Source organism: Aquimarina macrocephali (genome assembly GCF_051627225.1).
GTDB classification, from domain to species: domain Bacteria; phylum Bacteroidota; class Bacteroidia; order Flavobacteriales; family Flavobacteriaceae; genus Aquimarina; species Aquimarina macrocephali.
The window spans coordinates 5,622,338-5,641,746 of record NZ_CP151795.1; the positions used below are offsets into that span (position 1 = coordinate 5,622,338).

Below are 19,409 nucleotides of genomic sequence, written 5' to 3' on the forward strand. Positions count from 1 at the left end.
TCTATAAACTATATTCTACAAGATTAAAAGGCTTGTTGTAGAAGCCTAGGTATTTCAATAGTAATAATCGTTCCTCTTTTGAGTCGAGAGTCAATATGCATTACACCTGATAATTTCTGTATTCGACTCTCAATATTTGATAAACCAATACCTAAAGATGTTACAGAGATATCAAATCCATTACCATTATCCTCATAAATAATATGAGTAAGATCATCTATAAAATCGATTTGAATTTCAACTTTTCGGGCATTAGCATGCTTTATTGTATTTGTTATGAGTTCCTGAAAAATAGAGAATAATTGATTATGAAAAGAATGGTCTATTTCATTAATTTTATGCTCTGAATAGGTTGAAATATGGATACTTAATTTACTGGCATTTCCAATATTCTGCATATATTCCTTTAATAATTGTATAAAGTTATTATGTCTGAATTTTTTTGGGATAAGGTCATGAGAAAGCTCTCTAACTTGTTTGTAGGTCTCATCTAATTGTTGATAGATTACATCTAAATTTTCTGATTTTTTTTTGACCGAATTAAACTGAAGCTTTATTGCTGCAAGATTCCCTCCTATTCTATCGTGAAGTTGCTGGGCAATTCTTTTTCGTTCCTTATCTTGAATACTAATAGAATTTTTAATTAATTTTAATTCTTGACCTCTTATTAAAGCTTCTATTTTTTGTTCTCCTATTTCTTTTTCTTTCTTATGCAGTAATCTTTGATTTTTTAACCTTTGATAATATAGAAAAAGTAAACCTGCCAGAGGTATCAAGATCACAATAAAGGCATAGGTAAGCGTTTGTTTTTGAAATTGCTGCCTTTTTATTTCTAAAACCTTAAACTCTTGATTCTTTTTTAAAATCGTTATTTCCTTTTCTTTCTTTAGTGTCTCATATTGTATTTCCAGTTTGGCAACCTCTTCATCCTTTTGCAAGTTATGTATAGAATCTTGTATTTGATTTTTCTTCTCTGTGTAATCTAGAGCTTTTTTATATTTTTTTTCTTCCAAAGCAATAACTTTTAGCCTTTGATAGATATATAATTGTTGTTCAAGATATCCTGATTCTCGAGCCAAGGACAATACCTCATTATATCCCTTTTTGGCCTTTTTAAATTCTTTTTTGCTCTGAAAAACTTCACTAATATTAAGCATATTATTGAGGATTATTAAAGGATAGTTATATTCTTCAGCAATAGGCAGTGATTTATTAAAATAAACTAAAGCCATATCATCCTCATTCATATCCATATACACCGCCCCAATGTTCAATAATGTGATTGCTTCACTTCTTTTATTATCAGTAGTAATATAATAATCCAATGCTTTTTTATGATAAAACAATGCCTTTGTATAATTTTTTAATTCTAGGTAACAAATGGCAATAGATGCATAACGGTTTGGGTTTTCTCTATAACTAAGAGTAGATTCAAGAAGCTCTAGGGCCTTAGGAATATTGCCCACAAGTCTATAAGTGATTGCCAAATTTGATGTATGCTTATCCAAATCCTCAAGGTTTCCAGATTTCTGAGCAGTTTCGATTCCCTTTAAAGCCCATTTTTTACTTGCCTCAATCAAATTTTTATCTCTAGAAGCATTTGAAAGGGTTGTGTATAAAGAGGACAGGTACTTTAGAGATAGTGAATCTTGTTTATTTCCTATTAACCCAACAGCTTTTTTAGCATAAAACAATGAAGAATCAGTAGCGTATTTATAATAATGATACTTAGACAAAATACTATTGGCAATTACCTTATTTTTTTCACTTTTAGTTCTTTTTAATACATCATGACTTATTCTAAAAGCTTCTTTTTGTTCCTCGTTTTCTTCTTCCAAATAATTCTTGGCCTGTTCAAGTAATTCATGATCTTTTTTTGGAATCTTTAAATTACCCCCTTCTTTTGTCTGAGCTTTTGCAATACTGTATACAATCAAGAAAATGAATACGAGTGTAGGTTTTGAAAATATAGTCATGTTTTATAGTAAGCATTATTATGGGACTCTATGATATTTTCTTATCAAAAAGATCAATAATATCTTTAAAAATAAGGAATTAACCTCTATTTCTATATCAATATCTATAGTAAGGTGAATTTTAGCATCCAAAAAAATGATATTATTTACAATTCCCGACCGGATCATATACTCCATTCTTCTTTTTAAATATTTCTAGATAGACACCCATACATCACTGATAACTAATTCGAAGCCAAACACTCTATTTTCTAACAATTAGAAATCAAGTATTCATTTAAAACCTTATCTTTAAAGTAAAAGTATACATCAATGAACTCGTCAGAATATCTAGAAGGAATCCAAAAACAGTTTGCTTATTATAAATCTCTGGGAGAAAAAACAATAGACCAAATTCCAGAAGAGAAGCTTTTTTGGCAATATAACAACGAGAGTAATAGCATAGCCATTATTATAAAACATCTCTGGGGTAATATGAAATCCCGGTGGACAGACTTCTTAACTACAGATGGAGAAAAACAATGGAGGCAACGTGATGCCGAATTTGAAAACGACATTAAATCTAAAGAAGATCTTCTAACCAAATGGGATGATGGATGGCAATGCCTTTTTGAAGCACTAGAAAGTATCGATCAAAATAATATTGACCAGCCTATCTATATTCGTAATATAGAACATAGTATTACCGAAGCAATCAACAGGCAATTAGCGCATTATTCGTATCATATAGGGCAAATCGTATTTCTCGGGAAAATGATTGCTAGTGAACAATGGCAAAGTTTATCTATCCCAAAAGGAAAATCTACAGCTTATAATCAAAAACGCTTTGCTAAACCCAAGCATAAAGCACATTATACAGATAAGCTCATGAAAGATGACACCAATTAATTATTCCGAATTCATAAAATAGTCAATAACTCCCTTTGGTTTGTTAATAACTATGGTTTTCTCAATACCAAATCCCAAACAGATTACGATTATATTTGCGTAAAACTGTACGTAATTAGTCACACATATATATGAAATGAGCCATGGCAACTACATTGATTCTTACCTACCTCACGGTAGATTGGTTGAAATGATTATTGGCAAATTTCATACTGATCTGTATCAGCACAAATTCTGACAACCAAAAAATAATAAAGAAAAACAGATGAAATTTATAGTATCCAGTTCTTACTTACTTAAGCAACTACAGGTATTAGGAGGGGTAATTAGTAATAGCAATACATTACCAATTTTAGATAACTTTTTGTTCGAATTAGACAATAATGCATTAACTGTATCTGCCTCTGATTTAGAGACCACCATGTCTGCAAAATTAGAAGTAGAATCTTCTGATCAGGGAACTATTGCAGTACCTGCTAAATTATTGTTAGAAACGCTTAAAACTTTTCCTGAGCAACCTTTAACTTTTGTCGCTGCAGATAATAATACAATAGAGATAAGTTCTAATCACGGTAAGTATGCCTTGGCTTATGCTAACGGTGAGGAATTTCCTAAAGCGGTAGAATTAGAAGATCCCAGTTCTACAAATTTACTTGGAGATATCCTAGCCACAGCAGTAAGCAAAACTATTTTTGCAACTGGTAATGATGATTTAAGACCAGTAATGAGTGGAGTGTTTTTTCAATTCTCTACAGAAGGCTTAACTTTTGTTGCTACCGATGCTCATAAATTAGTTAAATATACTCGAGAAGATATCAAAGCTTCTCAAGCGGCAGAATTTATTATGCCAAAAAAACCATTGAACTTACTAAAAGGAATTTTAGCAGGTAGTGATAGTGAAGTATTGATCGAATACAATGAATCGAATGCAAAATTCTCTTTTGATGAAACACAGTTAATCTGTAGGTTAATTGATGGTAAATACCCTAATTATGAAGCGGTAATACCAAAAGAGAATCCTAATAAATTAACTATAGCCCGTACTCAATTTTTAAATTCTGTACGTAGAGTTTCTATTTTCTCTAATAAAACAACACATCAGATTAGATTAAAGATTGCCGGAGCAGAACTAAATATATCTGCAGAAGATATCGATTATTCTAACAAAGCAGAAGAACGTTTAACATGTGATTACCAAGGTGATGATATGCAAATTGGTTTTAACTCTCGCTTTTTAAGCGAAATGCTTAACAATCTTAATGCAGATGAAGTACAACTAGAAATGTCATTACCTAATAGAGCAGGGATTCTTACTCCAATCGATGGATTAGATGAAGGAGAGCACGTAACCATGCTGGTAATGCCAGTGATGTTGAATAACTAAGATCATAAATAATTACTTATATTTAAAAGTCCAATCCTATTAATAGGATTGGACTTTTATTTTTAATGAGTATCAGAAATAGTTTCTTAGCTTCTTAAAAAAGTAACATTTACTCCCCAAAATACCTGGAAAAATCAGATTCTGCTGCAATATATCCAAAAGAACTTCGTGATTTTCCTTCCAGAATTTCCTGTAAAAGTACTCTTGCTTTCTCTTTGTTCCCATTATACAAAAACCAATTAGCAATCCCATACCGAGTTGCATCATCCTGAGGTGCATCTTTTCCTGTATGTAACGAATCGATTGTAATCCTCTCTTTATAGAATCTACAAAGATTATAATAGCTTGTGTTTTCGATAATCGTCATATCATTTGTTATCGAATCTAATAGCTCTCTTGCAAGATCTTCATTTCCCATTCTTCTTTGGATCATGTATAACCAGTTTGTACTCGAGACTGTATTATCATCATTAGATTTTAAATTTCTACAATTAAGATAAGCGTGATACGCTTTTTTCATATCGTTTTTTAAATAATATGCTAAGCCCAGGTGATACCATATGTTTCCATGTAAACTACTTACAGGAATATTCATTGCATTAGGTAATCCATCAGGTTCAATATTGTTTTCCTTTCCTTCTATCAATGTCGTTGCAAACTCTAAATCATGTATTGCTTTATCAAATTCTCGTATTGAAACATAACGATGTCCTCTATGTCTATATAATCGAGCTTCATTAGGGTACTTTCTAATTCCATTAGAATAAATTTCTATAGCTTCTTTATACTTCCCTAAATATGCAGTTCTTCTTCCATACCAGATAATATTATCTATATCATCCGAATCTGCCAGGAAATCCTGTTTTGCTTTCTCATATTGATTGCTCATTTTTTGCGAAAGCGATGTAATAGCCTCTTTTTTATCTACTCGTTCTACGGCAGACTTTTCTTTCTCTTTTATCACATCAGTTGTTTTTTGTTTTTTACAAGAGAAACACAACACTAGTATTAAAGAAGAAATCAGGATTAACTTATGAGTATGCATAGCCTAAATGGTTTAATTTGAATCCAATATAAGAAAACTTGTTAAGGTTATTTAAAATAAAAATAGCTATTCTAATCTTTTATATACATTTACAATTACCGGTAACACCTAATACCAATTTAACTATAAAATGTCGTACAGAAAACGAAGTTGCTTTTTTGTTCTAAGCTGCTGTGATTAATTTGTATAACCATAGATTGTGAACAAGAAAATAGAACCGAAAATGAGCGAGATTGAATGCTATATTTTATAGTTAAATTGGTGTAACTCTTCAACACATATGATTATGACTCGATGTATCATTACAACCACTCTGCTTTTTTTCATCTTCTCCTCTACTGCACAACAGTTACAAGACAGTGAACTGGATAAACTATCACTTACATATGCCAAGACTTCTTTTAATGAATTAGTTGAGCTTTTGAGTTTACCTAATGACGCTCATTATCCAAAAGACATAGAAAAAAATATAAAGTGGTGTGAAAAAGCATTTAAAGATCGTGGATTTACATCCAAACGCCTCTCAACAGAAAAAATTCCCTTACTATTAGCCGGTAGACAACATAAAGATGCTAAGAAAACAGTATTAGTTTACCTTCAAGTAGATGGCCAACCTGTTGATACTACCAAATGGTTTCAGGAAAATCCATATAAAGCGGTACTAAAAGAACAAGATAATGTTGAAAAATGGAACACTATCCCATTGGATAAATTAAATGGTGAAATTAATCCTGACTGGAGAATTTTTGCCAGATCAACATCTGATGCCAAAGGACCGGTTGTTATGTTTCTTAAAGCAATGGATATTATTAACGATTTTAAGTATGAACCTAACTACAACATTAAAGTCATTATGGATTTTGAGGAAGAAATTAGTTCTCCCAGATTACCCAAAGCTGTAATAGATTACAAAAAGGAATTAGCTTCGGATATGCTTGTCATTTTTGATGGTCCCAGGCATATTTCTAATCAACCTACACTGGCATATGGAGCAAGAGGAATAACGACATTATCCCTCGAGGTTTTTGGTCCCAGAGCACCACAACATAGTGGTCATTATGGTAACTATGTGCCCAATCCGGCATTACGTCTTTCTCAACTATTAGGATCGATGATGCAAGAAGACGGAAGAGTTGCAATATCAGGTTGGTATGATGGTATTGAAATATCGGAAGAAACAAAAAAAATCCTAAACCAAGTTCCCGACGACGAAAAGACAATTAGGAAAAAATTAGGAATCGCTTCAATAGATAATATTGCAGATACATATCAAGAATCTATACAATATCCGTCTTTAGGTATTTTGGGAATACAATCAGGCTGGGTAGGTACTAAAAGACGAACAATAATACCCTCTAGTGCTATCGCAGAAATGAACATAAGACTTGTTAAAGAAACCAATGCACAACATATGGTTGATATGGTAAAACAACACATTTTAGATCAGGGATATCATATTATAGATACCACCCCTACTGAAGATGAGAGGATGAAATATCCAAAAATCATTCGTTTTAACTATCAAATTGCTTACGATGCTTTTAGAACCGATTTTAATACTGAAATTGGAAAATGGTTAAGAAAGGCAATGACAAGAGCTTTTGGTAAAGCTCCTGTACAAATTCGTACTGGTGGAGGTTCTATTCCTATTTCACCATTTGTAAATACCCTAAATATTCCTGCTGTTATTGTGCCCACAGTAAACAAGGATAATAATCAACATAGCCCTAATGAAAATATCAGGCTTGGTAATTATATTGAAGGTATTAAAACAATTACAGCGATATTAACACAAAAACTATAACATTACATCAACAAAACCCTTGCAAATGATTAGTATTCCTGCCATAGATGATTATTCCTTATCAGGAAAGGTTTACCCTTCTGAGGGAATCACCGATAAAAACAAAGTGTTAATTATAAATTCTGCTACAGCTGTAGACAAAAAATTATATCATCACTACGCCACTTACATGGCAAAAAATGGGTATCAGGTAATTACTTATGATTATAGAGGGATAGCAGGCTCAAGGCCCAAAAAACTTAGTGGTTTTAAGGCTTCTTTTACAGATTGGGGGCAAAAAGATTTTTCTGGAGTGATTGATTATGCTAAAAAAGAGTTTCCAAATCACAAAATAGTAACCCTAGGTCATAGCATCGGAGGGACAATTATAGGAATGACCGAAAAAAGTGATGAGATTAGTGGAATTATCAATATTGGAGCACAGACGGCATATTATAAGGATTGGTCTAAGAATCAAAGAACTAAAATCTACTTTTTATGGCATATTATTTTTCCTATGCTTACAAATTTATTTGGTTATTTTCCTGGAAAAAAATTAGGGTTATTAGAAGATGTTCCTAAAGGTGTAATCGAGCAATGGAATAATAGAAGACGACATGCTGATATGAAAAAGCAAATGGAAGCTATTGGCATTACCTTTTATTATAATACCTGTACATCAAAACTTCTAACTCTTGGTGTAGAGGATGATCCTATAGGAACAAGGCCTGCCATTACCAGAATACATGATCTATTTGAAAAATCGGATAAAGAAATCAAAATGATACAACTCCATGAAATTCCTATAGACAAAATAGGTCATTTTGGTTTTTTTAGCAGAAAATTTAAGCATACCCTTTGGGCCAAAACATTAATCTGGTTTGATGCTATATAGATAAACTCTCTCTGTTTTATTTTTATATTTCTTCTATTTTTTATAAATCATTTCTTCACTATTAATCGTAAAAAAATAAAGAACTATGACAAATCGCATTTTTTTTTACTAAAAAAGTCAATATTTTTAAAACCACCGCTGATCATAAGATCATATCGGTATCTTTTTATAATTAATTATAGTGAGTACAATATCTGTAATATTCACTATAATCACAATACGCATTATTATGGGAGAGCACAATGTTCATAGTAGTACTGATCAAAAAAACCGAGCCGAATTTATAAAACATTTACTTGATGATATCAAAGCTCTGGAAATCATGATAGAGCAAGATTTAATCGAGAAAGATATTGTTCGTATCGGTGCAGAACAAGAATTTTGTCTCGTTAATAATAATTGGAGACCTGCAAAAAATGCAGAAGAAATTCTAAGAGCAATTAATGATACTCATTTTACAACAGAATTGGCTAAATATAATCTGGAGATCAACCTGGATCCTTTAGAACTTAAAAAAGATTGTTTTTCTACAGTTGAAAATGAATTAAACCGATTACTTACCAAAGCTAAAATCACAGCCGCTCAATTTGATACCAAAATAGTACTTACTGGTATTTTACCAACTATTAGAAAGCGTCATCTAGAATTAGAATATATGACCTCTAACCCTAGATATTCTGCTTTGAATGATATCCTGAGAACTCAAAGAGGCACAGATTTTGAGCTTCATATTAGAAATGTGGATGAATTGAGTATACATCATAAATCTGTACTTTTTGAAGCTTGCAATACCAGTTTCCAAATGCATCTTCAGATTCCTCCTCAGGATTTTGTTTCTAGCTATAATTGGGCACAGGCAATATCGGGCCCTGTTCTTGGGCTATGTACAAATTCACCTTTATTATTTGGAAGAGAATTGTGGAGTGAAACCCGAATTGCATTGTTTCGTCAAAGTATGGATATCAGAAGCTCTTCTTATGCTTTAAAAGACCGTGGAGCCAGAGTAAGTTTTAGTAATGAATGGGCATCAGGATCTGTTGTAGAGATTTTTAAAAATGATATTGCACAGCACAAAGTTGTTTTATCACGTGATATAACAGCAAATTCGCTTTCAGAATTAAAAAAAGGGAATATCCCAAAATTACAAGCACTTTCTTTACACAATGGTACTGTATATCGATGGAACCGTCCTTGCTATGGCGTTGGAGGAGGAAAAGCTCATGTTAGAATCGAAAATCGTTATATTCCATCAGGACCGACTACTCTTGATGAAATTGCAAATTTTGCTTTCTGGGTCGGGTTGATGATTGGACGTCCATCAAAGTTTGATGATATGTCAAAATGTATGGATTTTAGAGACGCTAAAGGAAATTTTATAAAAGCAGCCCGAAACGGAAAAGATGCTATTCTAAATTGGATGGGCAGCCATATTTCTATTCAAGATCTGGTAACAAAAGAACTATTACCTATAGCTCATTCTGGTTTAGAAAAGGCAAATGTAGATGCTAACGATATAGAGCGATTTTTGCAAATCATAGAAAAACGAGCAAAAGGTATCACTGCATCAGACTGGAATATCAGAAGCTATCGTTCATTTCAAAAAAACATGAAAAGGGATGATGCACTAAGAACATTAACCGAAACAATATATCAAAATCAGCAGAGTGAATTACCAGGTCATGAATGGCCAATACTCAAAACTAAACTATCAAAAAAACACAAAGACGCATCACTGGTTGGACATATCATGTCTACCAAATTGTTTACCGTTGACAAATACGATTTGGCAAACCTGGCTACAAGCATAATGAAATGGAAAAATATTCATCATGTTCCTGTAGAAAATAAACCTGGAAAACTTTGTGGGTTATTAACCTGGAATCATGTAAAAAATATTCAGGATCAGAAAAAAAATAATGATAACTGTATTGTATCCGACATTATGGTTAAAAAAGTAGTAACGGTTCAGCCAAAAACTACCATAATAAAAGCAATTCAAATAATGAAGAAACATGAGATTGGTTGCCTCCCGGTGGTTCAAAAACAAGATCTCGTAGGGATTATTACTATAAAAGACATAATAGCATTCGACCATGGTAAAAGTTTATAGTAAAGCACTAGATCAGTCTATTGAAATTGAACGTATAATAGGGCATATCAAAGGGTCACAACCTGGCCCTACTCTTATTTTTATTGCGGGTATTCATGGCAATGAACCTGCCGGAATATTTGCGCTACACAAAGTATTAAACGTTATAAAAAACAAGAAGATAAATATAAAGGGAAATATTTACGCAATAAGTGGCAACCTACCTGCATTAGCAAGAGGTGAACGATATCAAAAAGAAGATCTAAATCGTTTGTGGAACATCGATAGAGTTAAAGACTTGTCTGAGCAACACAATGATTTTGATCCAAATACAGATATAGAACAACAACGTGATATCTATCACATTATCAAAAAAATACTTAATATTGAAAATGGCCCATTTTATTTTATGGATCTTCATACAACCTCAAGCCAAACGATACCTTTTCTTACAGTAAACGATAGCTTGCTAAATAGAAAATATACCATGCAATATCCCATACCCATGATATTAGGTATAGAAGAATATCTTGATGGCCCATTACTAAGTTATATTAATGAATTAGGATATGTGTCTTTTGGTTTTGAAGGTGGACAACATGACGATCCGGCTGCAATTCAAAATCATATTTCATTTATCTACCTTACTATGGTTTTTGCTAATAGTATCACAAAAATAGATATTAGTTATAATTATCATTATAATCTTCTGCTTAAAGGTTCAGAAGTTCCTATGGGAATTTATGAAATCTATTGGCGCTATCAAATTAAAGAAGATGAAGTCTTTAAAATGAAGCCTGGATTTGTTAATTTTCAGCATATCCAAAAAGGAGAACAACTTGCTCATAGTAATGGAAAGATAATAACTGCTTCAAAAAACGGCAGAATATTTATGCCGCTATATCAAAATCAAGGTAACGATGGTTTTTTTGCAATTCATAGCGTACATCCGATATTTTTGAAGCTGTCAACAATTCTTCGTAAAGCACATTTTGATAATATAATTACTATTCTTCCCGGTGTTCATTGGACTTCAAATAAAAAAAATGAACTTACGGTTGATCTTAAGATTGCTCGTTTCTTCACAAAACAATTTTTTCACCTTTTGGGGTACCGAAGTAAACAGGTAGACAAAACACACTTAAGCTTAAAAAACAGAGAAAGTGCTTCAAAAAACACAGAATATCGTTATACTTCATGGAGTAAGAGCAGAAATTTGTTGAGTAAAACTTTTAACCAATAGTAATTGAATTGAGTATAATAATCTCTTCTTTCCAAAATTATAAAGTTTATTGATCTGTGTTAAAAACATCATGAAATTAAATAGTTAACGTTACTTTTGAATCACAATTTTACAAACAAAAAAATAATGAACATTACTCTAGAACAAGCCGAGAAAATTATTGTCGCTGCAAAAGAAAAAGCAATAGCTATACATACCCAAATGAATATCGCAATAGTAGATTCTGGGGCAAATCTTATTGCCTTCGCTCGTATGGATCAAGCATGGTTAGGCTCCACAGATATTTCAATTAAGAAAGCGAGAACTGCCTGTCTTTTTGGTAAAAACACTGGTGTTATTGGAGAGCTTTCACAACCGGGAGGTCCTCTATTCAATATAGAACATTCTAATGGTGGATTAATTACTTTTCCTGGCGGTGTTCCTATTAAAAACAATTCGGGAGATATAATAGGGGCAATTGGAGTAAGTGGTAGCAGCATAGAAAACGATCATGCCGTAGCCGAAGCTGGTACTACAGCATTAAGTACGTATGCCTAATTAAAATAATACCAACTGTAAGAAAATTAAACAGCCCATTTTTTTTGCGCACAAAAGTACATGAAGAGATTATTAAGTTATCTATGGCCATTTACCAAAGAAGTTCCTTCAAAAATTAACGGAACGTTAGAGCTCACATGGATGAACGGTAAAAAAGTACTGGATAGCCAAAATGCAAATTACTCCTATGGATCGTTACAAAAATTACTTAGCTACGGACTTTCGCAAATAGATATTTCTACCAATAGTGAAATTCTTTTACTAGGACTTGGCGGTGGGAGTATAATAGAAACCCTTAGGAATACATTTGATCATCAAGGAAAAATTACGGCTGTAGAAATTGACGAAATAATTATTGAAATCGCTAAAAACGAGTTTAATATAACCGGTAACCACAATCTCGAAATCAATTGTGAAGATGCTTTTTTATATGTCGATCATTGTGTATCGCAATTTGAAATTATAATCATCGATATTTTTATTGATAATCAAGTTCCTGAAAAGTTTTATGAAAGCCAATTCTGGAAAAACCTTATTACCTTATTAAAACCTGATGGACAAATCGTGTTTAATGCCGGAATCAATTTGAAGGAAAATATCAAAATTGAATCTCTTAAATCCATAGTTAAACCTGATATCGAATTTTCACAATACAATCGGGTTCAAGGAACCAATACACTGCTAATCGGGAAGAAAAAATCAAGAGATAAAGGTTAAAAATTACAATATCTATTTTTGCTAATTCAATAAAATTATAATTATAGGCTTCTATATTAATATTACATCAAAATGACTAAACAAGAGCTAAAAGACTGCCATCAGAGCATTACTCCATATATCCACAAAACCCCTGTACTTACTTCGAGGTTGCTTAATGAGATTTCTGGAGCAGAGTTATATTTTAAATGCGAAAACTTTCAGCGTATGGGAGCATTCAAGATGAGAGGTGCTACTCATGCCATTTTAAGATTATCCGAGGATCAAAAATCTAAAGGCGTGGTGACACATTCTTCTGGTAATTTTGCTCAAGCTTTGTCGTTAGCTGCACAAAGTATAGGTATCAAAGCCTATATCGTAATGCCATCTAATGCTCCACAGGTTAAAAAAGATGCAGTAAAAGGATATGGAGGTGAAATCATTGAATGCCCACCTACTCTTGAAGATCGAGAACGAACTGCTATCCAAATTCAACAAGAAAAAGGTGCCACATTTTTGCATCCATCAAATGATCTAAATGTAATTTTAGGTCAGGGTACCGCTGCCCTGGAGCTACTAGAAGAATACCCGGATCTCGAGTATCTTTTTACTCCGGTTGGTGGTGGTGGACTTATTGCAGGAACCGCTTTGGCAGCTCACTTCTATGGTAATCAATGCATCGTGATAGGAGGCGAACCTTATGAAGTTGATGATGCGTATCGGTCTTTACAAAGTGGCGCAATTGAAACTAATGAAACCATAAATACTATTGCAGATGGACTTAAAACGCAATTGGGAGATATTAATTTCCCTATCCTTCAAAAGTATGTTTCAGAAATCATTAGAGTTGAAGAACAAGAAATTATTGCAGCAATGAAATTGATATGGGAACGTATGAAAATCGTTATAGAACCATCATCTGCTGTTTCTTTTGCTGCTCTACTTCATAATAAAGAACGTTTTAAAGGTAAAAAAGTTGGGATTATCATCTCGGGAGGTAACGTAGATCTGGGAAATCTGCCGTTTTCTTAATATTAAAATAGCCATAACAACATTTTCCCTGAAAACAGTGTAATCCTGTATAGCATTTACTTAATACATTTATAATAAACTATATATCCAATATAAAACAAATGTTGTGAAAGCAAATACCCTCCTTTTATTTACTATTTTGATTTGTTGCCTCTCATGTAACACTAATAAAAATTCAAAAGAAACTATTAGTCAATCAAAAAAGAGCACCGAGATTACTGCTACTCATGGTCAGGATAATAAAACTAGTACCATAAAAGCAATCGTTTTATCTGTTGAAGAAGTTTTAATCATGCCTGATGATTACCTTACAACGGTTCTCACAGCTAAAACAAGTACTAATGACACTTTGGCTTTTGTAGATATGGACGGTTTTGAAAAATTGATTAATAGAGAAATTACTATCTCTTATCAATTAAAGTCAAATCAGAAAAAATTAATAGTATGTTTTGATTGCACTTCATATGCCAAACCAATTAAGTTAGCAAATATCACATCAATTGCACCCTTGATCGAATTCAAGTTATTAAGGTTAAAAGAATATCAGGAAGATGAATTTATCACTACTGCCTCATCGTTTATCATGAATACTAAAGATGGTAAAATTGAACGTTTTTATACCAACATATTTGATCTAATCGAAGATAGTACTAAGATGAAAAGTTCATTTTTCAATTATGGGGTTGTAACAGAATATACTCCCGAACTACTTAATCGTGATGAATTACAGTTATTATTAGAATAGATATTTACCTCTTATATTCTAAAAAAAAGTAGAAGTGATACCATTGTTATTTGAATGTGCTGAAAAAGAAAACTAGTCTTTTTGCTTCAGAGAAGAAGAAAAGTTTGTATTCAGTCCGACTACATTTCCTCATAACCTTTTTCTAATTCTTTAGTGTTGCAATGTCTTTTTAAGAATAAAGTGAATTTAGCTTTAGTTCTACTTTTAAATAGTCATTAAAAACCCTCTTCTTAGATATTTATCATTTTTCAATAATCGATACTAAATCGCTATTCAACTATATAAACATCAGTTTTATCGATAATTTTAACAAGATCAAAAGAAATAAATTACTTTAAAATGATTAATAAATTATCGTTTGCGCAATCAATAACTACTTTGTAAAGTAAGCAAAAAAATAAAACCCTAATCATAATGATTAAAAAAAACACAAATAGAATCATTGATAATGAGGAGCAAATACGAATAAACGCCTATAAAATTCTAAAAGAAAAGTCTTCATGCCATACACTTTATTCTAAAAGTGAAATTGAATCTGATTATGTTATAAACACCATAGCAAAATCAATTTTAGGTAAAACCAACTATTATGATATCGCCTGGGAGATTGTTGTAAATATTAGTTACTACCTCAAATGCGAAGATTGTGTGATTTACCTTATTAAAGAAGATGGCAAATCAATCGAACAACTAGCAGCTTTTGGCAACAAGGTAAATGATAAGAAAATCATCAACCAACTCGTGATTCCTATTGGTGAAGGTATTGTAGGAACGGTTGCCATGACAGGGATTCCAGAATTGATTCATGATACTTCTAAAGATGAAAGATACATAGAAGACATTGAGTTTAATTACTCAGAAATTGTTGTACCTATTGTAGTAAATGGCCAGGTAATAGGTATTATTGATTCTGAGCATAAAGAAAAAAACTATTATACCTACGACAACTTGTTAACCCTAATGAACATCTCTAGAGTAATTGCAAAACAATTAAATAATGCTGTTAGACTCGAGAAAAGAATTGAGAACGAAAGAATATACAAACAACTTAACAGCCAGTTAAAAAATAAAAACAAAAGTTTAGAAGAATATGCACATATTGTTTCTCATGATTTAAAATCTCCATTAAGAAACATATCAACCCTTATTGAATGGGTTAAAGAAGATAATATTAACAAACTGGATAAAAATACGTTAGGAAACATACAACAAATAGGATTGTCCTTAGAACACATGGAGCAACTCATAAACGATGTATTGGAGTATTCAAGTATTGAACAAAACATAACTAAAAGGAGCTTGATAAACATTGATAAATTATTAAATAATATCATTGATGTTATAAATGTTCCTAAGAATACAATAATTGAAATAGGAAAAATGCCTAATAGGCTTTACACAGACAAAACAAAAATCAAACAAGTATTTCAAAATTTAATTACCAATGCTATAAAGTACAATGATAAAGAAGTAGGCTGCATAACAATTAACTATACTGAATTAGAGAATGAGCATCAGTTTACTATAGCAGATAACGGAATCGGTATAGACAAAAGGTATTTCAATAAAATATTTAACGCTTTTCAATCATTAAAGAAAACTCAGAAATCTACTGGCATTGGATTATCAATAGTAAAAAAGGTTATTAAAATACTAAAAGGAAAAATTTGGTTAGAAAGTGAAATAGGGAAAGGAACTACCTTCTATTTTACCATTAGTAAATAGATAACCAATTACGAAAATTGGTAAATTTCCTAGATCAGATTTTAACTTGTTTTGCCTGTTTTTGAACTTTCTGTTTTGTCTTTTTACCTTTTAATTTCAATCTTCTTTTTGTTTTTAAAAGAACTGTAATACCACTTTTATCTTTCTGATGGTACTATAAATTTTAGGAATATACTCTTCTAAAACATATTATCATTTTTTTAACACCTTCTAGAAAACCCTTTAGAATCAATAGCTAACACATCAATACAACTAATCAATTAGTCGAACTACTAATTAATTAGTTGCAAAACTAAAAGATTAGTAGTAGGTTTGCTTTATAAAATTGATACTATGCAAAAGTTAGCCAAAAGAGAAGAACAGATTATGCAAAGTCTGTGGAAATTGGAAAAAGCATTTATAAAAGAGATCATAGAAGAACTTTCTGATCCTAAACCACATTATAATACTACTGCTACTATCGTAAAAATTTTAGAAGAAAAAGGGTTTATAAGTCATGTAGCTTACGGAAACAGTTTTCAATATTATCCTTTAGTATCAAAAGATGAGTATCAAAAGGAAGTCTTGGGCGAAGTAATGCACAATTATTTTGACAATTCTCCTTTGGCTTTGGTTAAATTCTTTGCCAAAGAAGAGAAGATAAATACCGACGAATTAGAGGAAATAATTCAACTGATAAAAAACAAGAAATAATGGACTATATCATACATAGCTCGGCATTAATAGGATTATCATATATTATATATAGATTTTTTCTTTCTAAAGAGACCTTTTACCATTTAAACAGATGGGTATTGTTATCGTTGGTGATACTTTCATTCACTTTACCTTTTATTACGATCCCTGAAAGTTTATCATTTAAAAGTGCCCTATTTCAAGAAGTAGAAATGCAGCCATCAAATTCTGCTGTTATAGATTATAAAACACCAGAAACAAGTACAAAAATTGAAGACACATCAACTATAGATACTTCTAGCATTAGTACTATTTCGGTTAGTAAATCTTTAGATTGGGGATCAATTCTGCTATACATTTATCTGTTAGGTATATTGGTATTTGGTATTCATTTTATCATTCAATTAGGAGTTCTATTATATCGTATTTCTAAATATCCAACCATAGAAGTTGATGATTATAAAATTGTAGAAACCGATAAAAAACATGCTCCTTACTCGTTTTGGAACCGGATATTTATGAATCCCAGTCAATACAATCCTGATACTTATTTACAAATCCTAAAACACGAACAAGTACATATCAAAGGTAAACATAGTATCGATATGTTATTAGTTGAGTTATTGGTGATGATGCAGTGGTTTAATCCTTTTGCCTGGTTATACCGTAGAGCCATCGATAACAATCTAGAATATCTAACCGACAATAACATGCTTAATATAGGTGAGGACAGAGAAGTTTACCAAATGAACCTTCTAAAAGTCTCCACCCCAAATATGCCAACAGGTTTGGCGACAAGTTACAATCAATCATTTCTCAAAAAACGAATACTTATGATGAATTCTAAAAAATCAACATCAAAATCAGGGTGGAAATACCTAATCATTATTCCTCTACTCGCCATTACCGTGTTTTCTTTTAACCCGGTAAAACCAAATGAAATACTGGTAAATTATGATAAAGAATCTATGGATCCGACTGTAGATTTTAGAAAAGAATCTATATCATCCAATACTCAGAATGACTTTACTAAAGGAGTTTGGGATGCCGAAGTTGGAGGAGGTAAATTATGTATCATGTACCGAAGTGCAGAGCCTCTTAAACGAAATTTCTGGTCTATGACAAGATGTTATGATCCAATCTATTTTAAAGATTTCCCTAATGGAGATCGACAACAATTTAAAATTACCAAAGATGCAGGAACTATAACTTATGTTGGTCAGTTTGATAACAAAATCGGTGATGGAAGATATACTTTTGTTCCTAATGAAGCTTTTATTAAATCACTTAAATCCTATGGATTACGAGTAGATAACAAAGATTTAGTTCATTGTTTCCTTACTGGTTTTGACAACAATTACCTTAGTTATCTGAAACGTGAAAATCTAAAAATCGATCAAGATGATTTTGAAGATATTATTCATAAATCACTTCCGCTTGATAAACTAAAAATGTATCGAAAAGAACTTGCCAGATTAGGTTATGAGAATTATACAATGGAAGAGGTTAGTAAACTTAATTTGTTTGATGTTGATGTTGCCTATATTTCATTCATCAATACATTAAATGGTAACAAAACATCCTTAAAAAAGATTACAAAAGCTAAAATCCATAATGTATCCTCTGAATTTATTAAATCATATCAAAATAACGGTTATGGTAACCTATCTCTTGATGATTATATGAAATTAAAAATTCATGATGTGACTCCAGATTTTATTGAATCGTTTAAAAAGGCCGGACATACAAATATTACTGTACGAGAAGCCAAAAACCTTAAAATTCATAATGTAACTCCGGTATATATAAATAATTTTAAGAAAGCCGGATATCCCAATATTACTTTACAGGAAGCAAAGAAACTCAAAATTCATGGGGTAACTCCAGAACTTATAAAGGCATATAAAAAAGCTGGGCAAAAAAATATTTCGTTACAAGAAGCTATAAAACTAAAGATTCATGATATCACACCGGGCCAGGTAAAAACAGCTAAAGGCTTTTCTTCTACTAAAAATAAAAGGAATCAAAATACGCTGTCGAGTTCTACAAATAATCCAGGCTCTGGGCAGGATGATGAACAAACGCCAAATGATTTTATTAAACAATTTAAACAACTTGGTTATGACAACGTACCTATTGATGATATCATCAAATTAAAAATACACAATGTAACGCCAGAATTTGTCAAAATATTCAATAAGGCTGGTTACAATAACATTCCTCTAAATGATGTAGTTGCTTTAAAAATTCATAGTGTGACACCTGATTTTATTGATTCGTTTAAAAAAGCTGGATATAAAAATATCTCTTTAGATGAGGCTAAATCATTAAAAATACACAACGTATCTCCTAATGCTGCTTCAGAATATGTAAAAATAGGATATTCTAATATCTCTATAAGCAAATTAATATCTCTTAAAATTCATAATGTATCTCCAGAATATATTAAAGAATTCAAAAAGACACAATTCGGTGATCTTCCGCTAGATGATATCATGTCATTTAAAATTCATAGGGTCACTCCGGAGTTTGTACAATCTTTTAAAGATATAGGGTTTAAAAATATAACAGCTGACCAAGCAAAGAGTCTTAAAATTCATAATGTTACACCAGAGTTTATAAAATCCTTAAAAGAACAGGACAAAGATATTTCGCTAGAACAAGCCATCAGAATCAAAATTCATTTTTAAATGTTT

15 protein-coding genes are annotated in these 19,409 nt (G+C 31.7%); 13 read left to right on the top strand and 2 right to left on the bottom strand.

Features of this window, described 5'->3' with window-relative positions:
* Window positions 1-23: 23 nt before the first annotated feature.
* Window positions 24-1,976 (bottom strand): tetratricopeptide repeat-containing sensor histidine kinase, encoded by a 1,953-nt coding sequence (locus tag AAFU52_RS24810; RefSeq protein WP_438424147.1) that lies wholly within the window; start codon window positions 1,974-1,976, stop codon window positions 24-26.
* Between the two features lie 312 nt (window positions 1,977-2,288).
* Here AAFU52_RS24810 and AAFU52_RS24815 point away from each other — a divergent pair, with 312 nt between their 5' ends.
* Together AAFU52_RS24815 and dnaN are read left to right on the top strand one after the other, a co-directional pair.
* Window positions 2,289-2,864, top strand: a complete 576-nt coding sequence (locus tag AAFU52_RS24815; RefSeq protein ID WP_438424149.1) for a DUF1572 family protein — start codon at window positions 2,289-2,291, stop codon at window positions 2,862-2,864.
* Between the two features lie 265 nt (window positions 2,865-3,129).
* Window positions 3,130-4,248, top strand: coding sequence for a DNA polymerase III subunit beta (gene dnaN, locus AAFU52_RS24820; RefSeq protein ID WP_106792799.1), 1,119 nt, complete (start codon window positions 3,130-3,132; stop codon window positions 4,246-4,248).
* 109 nt (window positions 4,249-4,357) lie between these two features.
* On the opposite strand, the gene AAFU52_RS24825 is transcribed toward dnaN, so the two are convergent.
* Window positions 4,358-5,293, bottom strand: coding sequence for a tetratricopeptide repeat protein (locus AAFU52_RS24825; RefSeq protein WP_438424151.1), 936 nt, complete (start codon window positions 5,291-5,293; stop codon window positions 4,358-4,360).
* 286 nt (window positions 5,294-5,579) lie between these two features.
* Here AAFU52_RS24825 and AAFU52_RS24830 point away from each other — a divergent pair, with 286 nt between their 5' ends.
* From AAFU52_RS24830 to AAFU52_RS24880, 11 genes are all read left to right on the top strand, one after another.
* On the top strand, window positions 5,580-7,097 hold the full coding sequence (locus AAFU52_RS24830; protein WP_438424154.1) for a M20/M25/M40 family metallo-hydrolase: 1,518 nt from the start codon (window positions 5,580-5,582) through the stop codon (window positions 7,095-7,097).
* A gap of 25 nt (window positions 7,098-7,122) precedes the next feature.
* Window positions 7,123-7,971, top strand: a complete 849-nt coding sequence (locus AAFU52_RS24835; protein WP_438424155.1) for an alpha/beta hydrolase family protein — start codon at window positions 7,123-7,125, stop codon at window positions 7,969-7,971.
* Between the two features lie 229 nt (window positions 7,972-8,200).
* Entirely contained in the window at window positions 8,201-10,081 is a 1,881-nt protein-coding gene (locus tag AAFU52_RS24840; RefSeq protein ID WP_438424157.1) for a CBS domain-containing protein, read from the top strand.
* Window positions 10,065-11,303 carry a succinylglutamate desuccinylase/aspartoacylase family protein gene (locus tag AAFU52_RS24845; RefSeq protein WP_438424158.1) on the top strand — a complete coding sequence of 413 codons (1,239 nt, stop codon included), beginning with the start codon at window positions 10,065-10,067 and terminating at the stop codon, window positions 11,301-11,303. The genes AAFU52_RS24840 and AAFU52_RS24845 overlap by 17 nt, the downstream gene beginning before the upstream one ends.
* 126 nt (window positions 11,304-11,429) lie before the next feature.
* Window positions 11,430-11,840: a GlcG/HbpS family heme-binding protein gene (locus AAFU52_RS24850; RefSeq protein ID WP_024772370.1), complete on the top strand. Its 411-nt coding sequence runs from the start codon at window positions 11,430-11,432 to the stop codon at window positions 11,838-11,840.
* A 60-nt stretch (window positions 11,841-11,900) separates the two neighbouring features.
* Window positions 11,901-12,557 (top strand): methyltransferase domain-containing protein, encoded by a 657-nt coding sequence (locus tag AAFU52_RS24855; protein ID WP_024772369.1) that lies wholly within the window; start codon window positions 11,901-11,903, stop codon window positions 12,555-12,557.
* 72 nt (window positions 12,558-12,629) lie between these two features.
* Window positions 12,630-13,568 (top strand): threonine ammonia-lyase, encoded by a 939-nt coding sequence (locus AAFU52_RS24860; RefSeq protein ID WP_438424160.1) that lies wholly within the window; start codon window positions 12,630-12,632, stop codon window positions 13,566-13,568.
* Window positions 13,569-13,674: 106 nt separating this feature from the next.
* Window positions 13,675-14,313: a hypothetical protein gene (locus tag AAFU52_RS24865; protein ID WP_438424162.1), complete on the top strand. Its 639-nt coding sequence runs from the start codon at window positions 13,675-13,677 to the stop codon at window positions 14,311-14,313.
* 414 nt (window positions 14,314-14,727) lie between these two features.
* Window positions 14,728-16,038, top strand: coding sequence for a sensor histidine kinase (locus AAFU52_RS24870; protein WP_438424164.1), 1,311 nt, complete (start codon window positions 14,728-14,730; stop codon window positions 16,036-16,038).
* 333 nt (window positions 16,039-16,371) lie between these two features.
* Window positions 16,372-16,731, top strand: a complete 360-nt coding sequence (locus AAFU52_RS24875) for a BlaI/MecI/CopY family transcriptional regulator (RefSeq protein WP_101449495.1) — start codon at window positions 16,372-16,374, stop codon at window positions 16,729-16,731.
* Complete coding sequence (locus AAFU52_RS24880; protein WP_438424168.1) at window positions 16,731-19,403, top strand: M56 family metallopeptidase; 2,673 nt, start codon at window positions 16,731-16,733, stop codon at window positions 19,401-19,403. The genes AAFU52_RS24875 and AAFU52_RS24880 overlap by 1 nt, the downstream gene beginning before the upstream one ends.
* The last annotated feature ends 6 nt before the right edge of the window (window positions 19,404-19,409 follow it).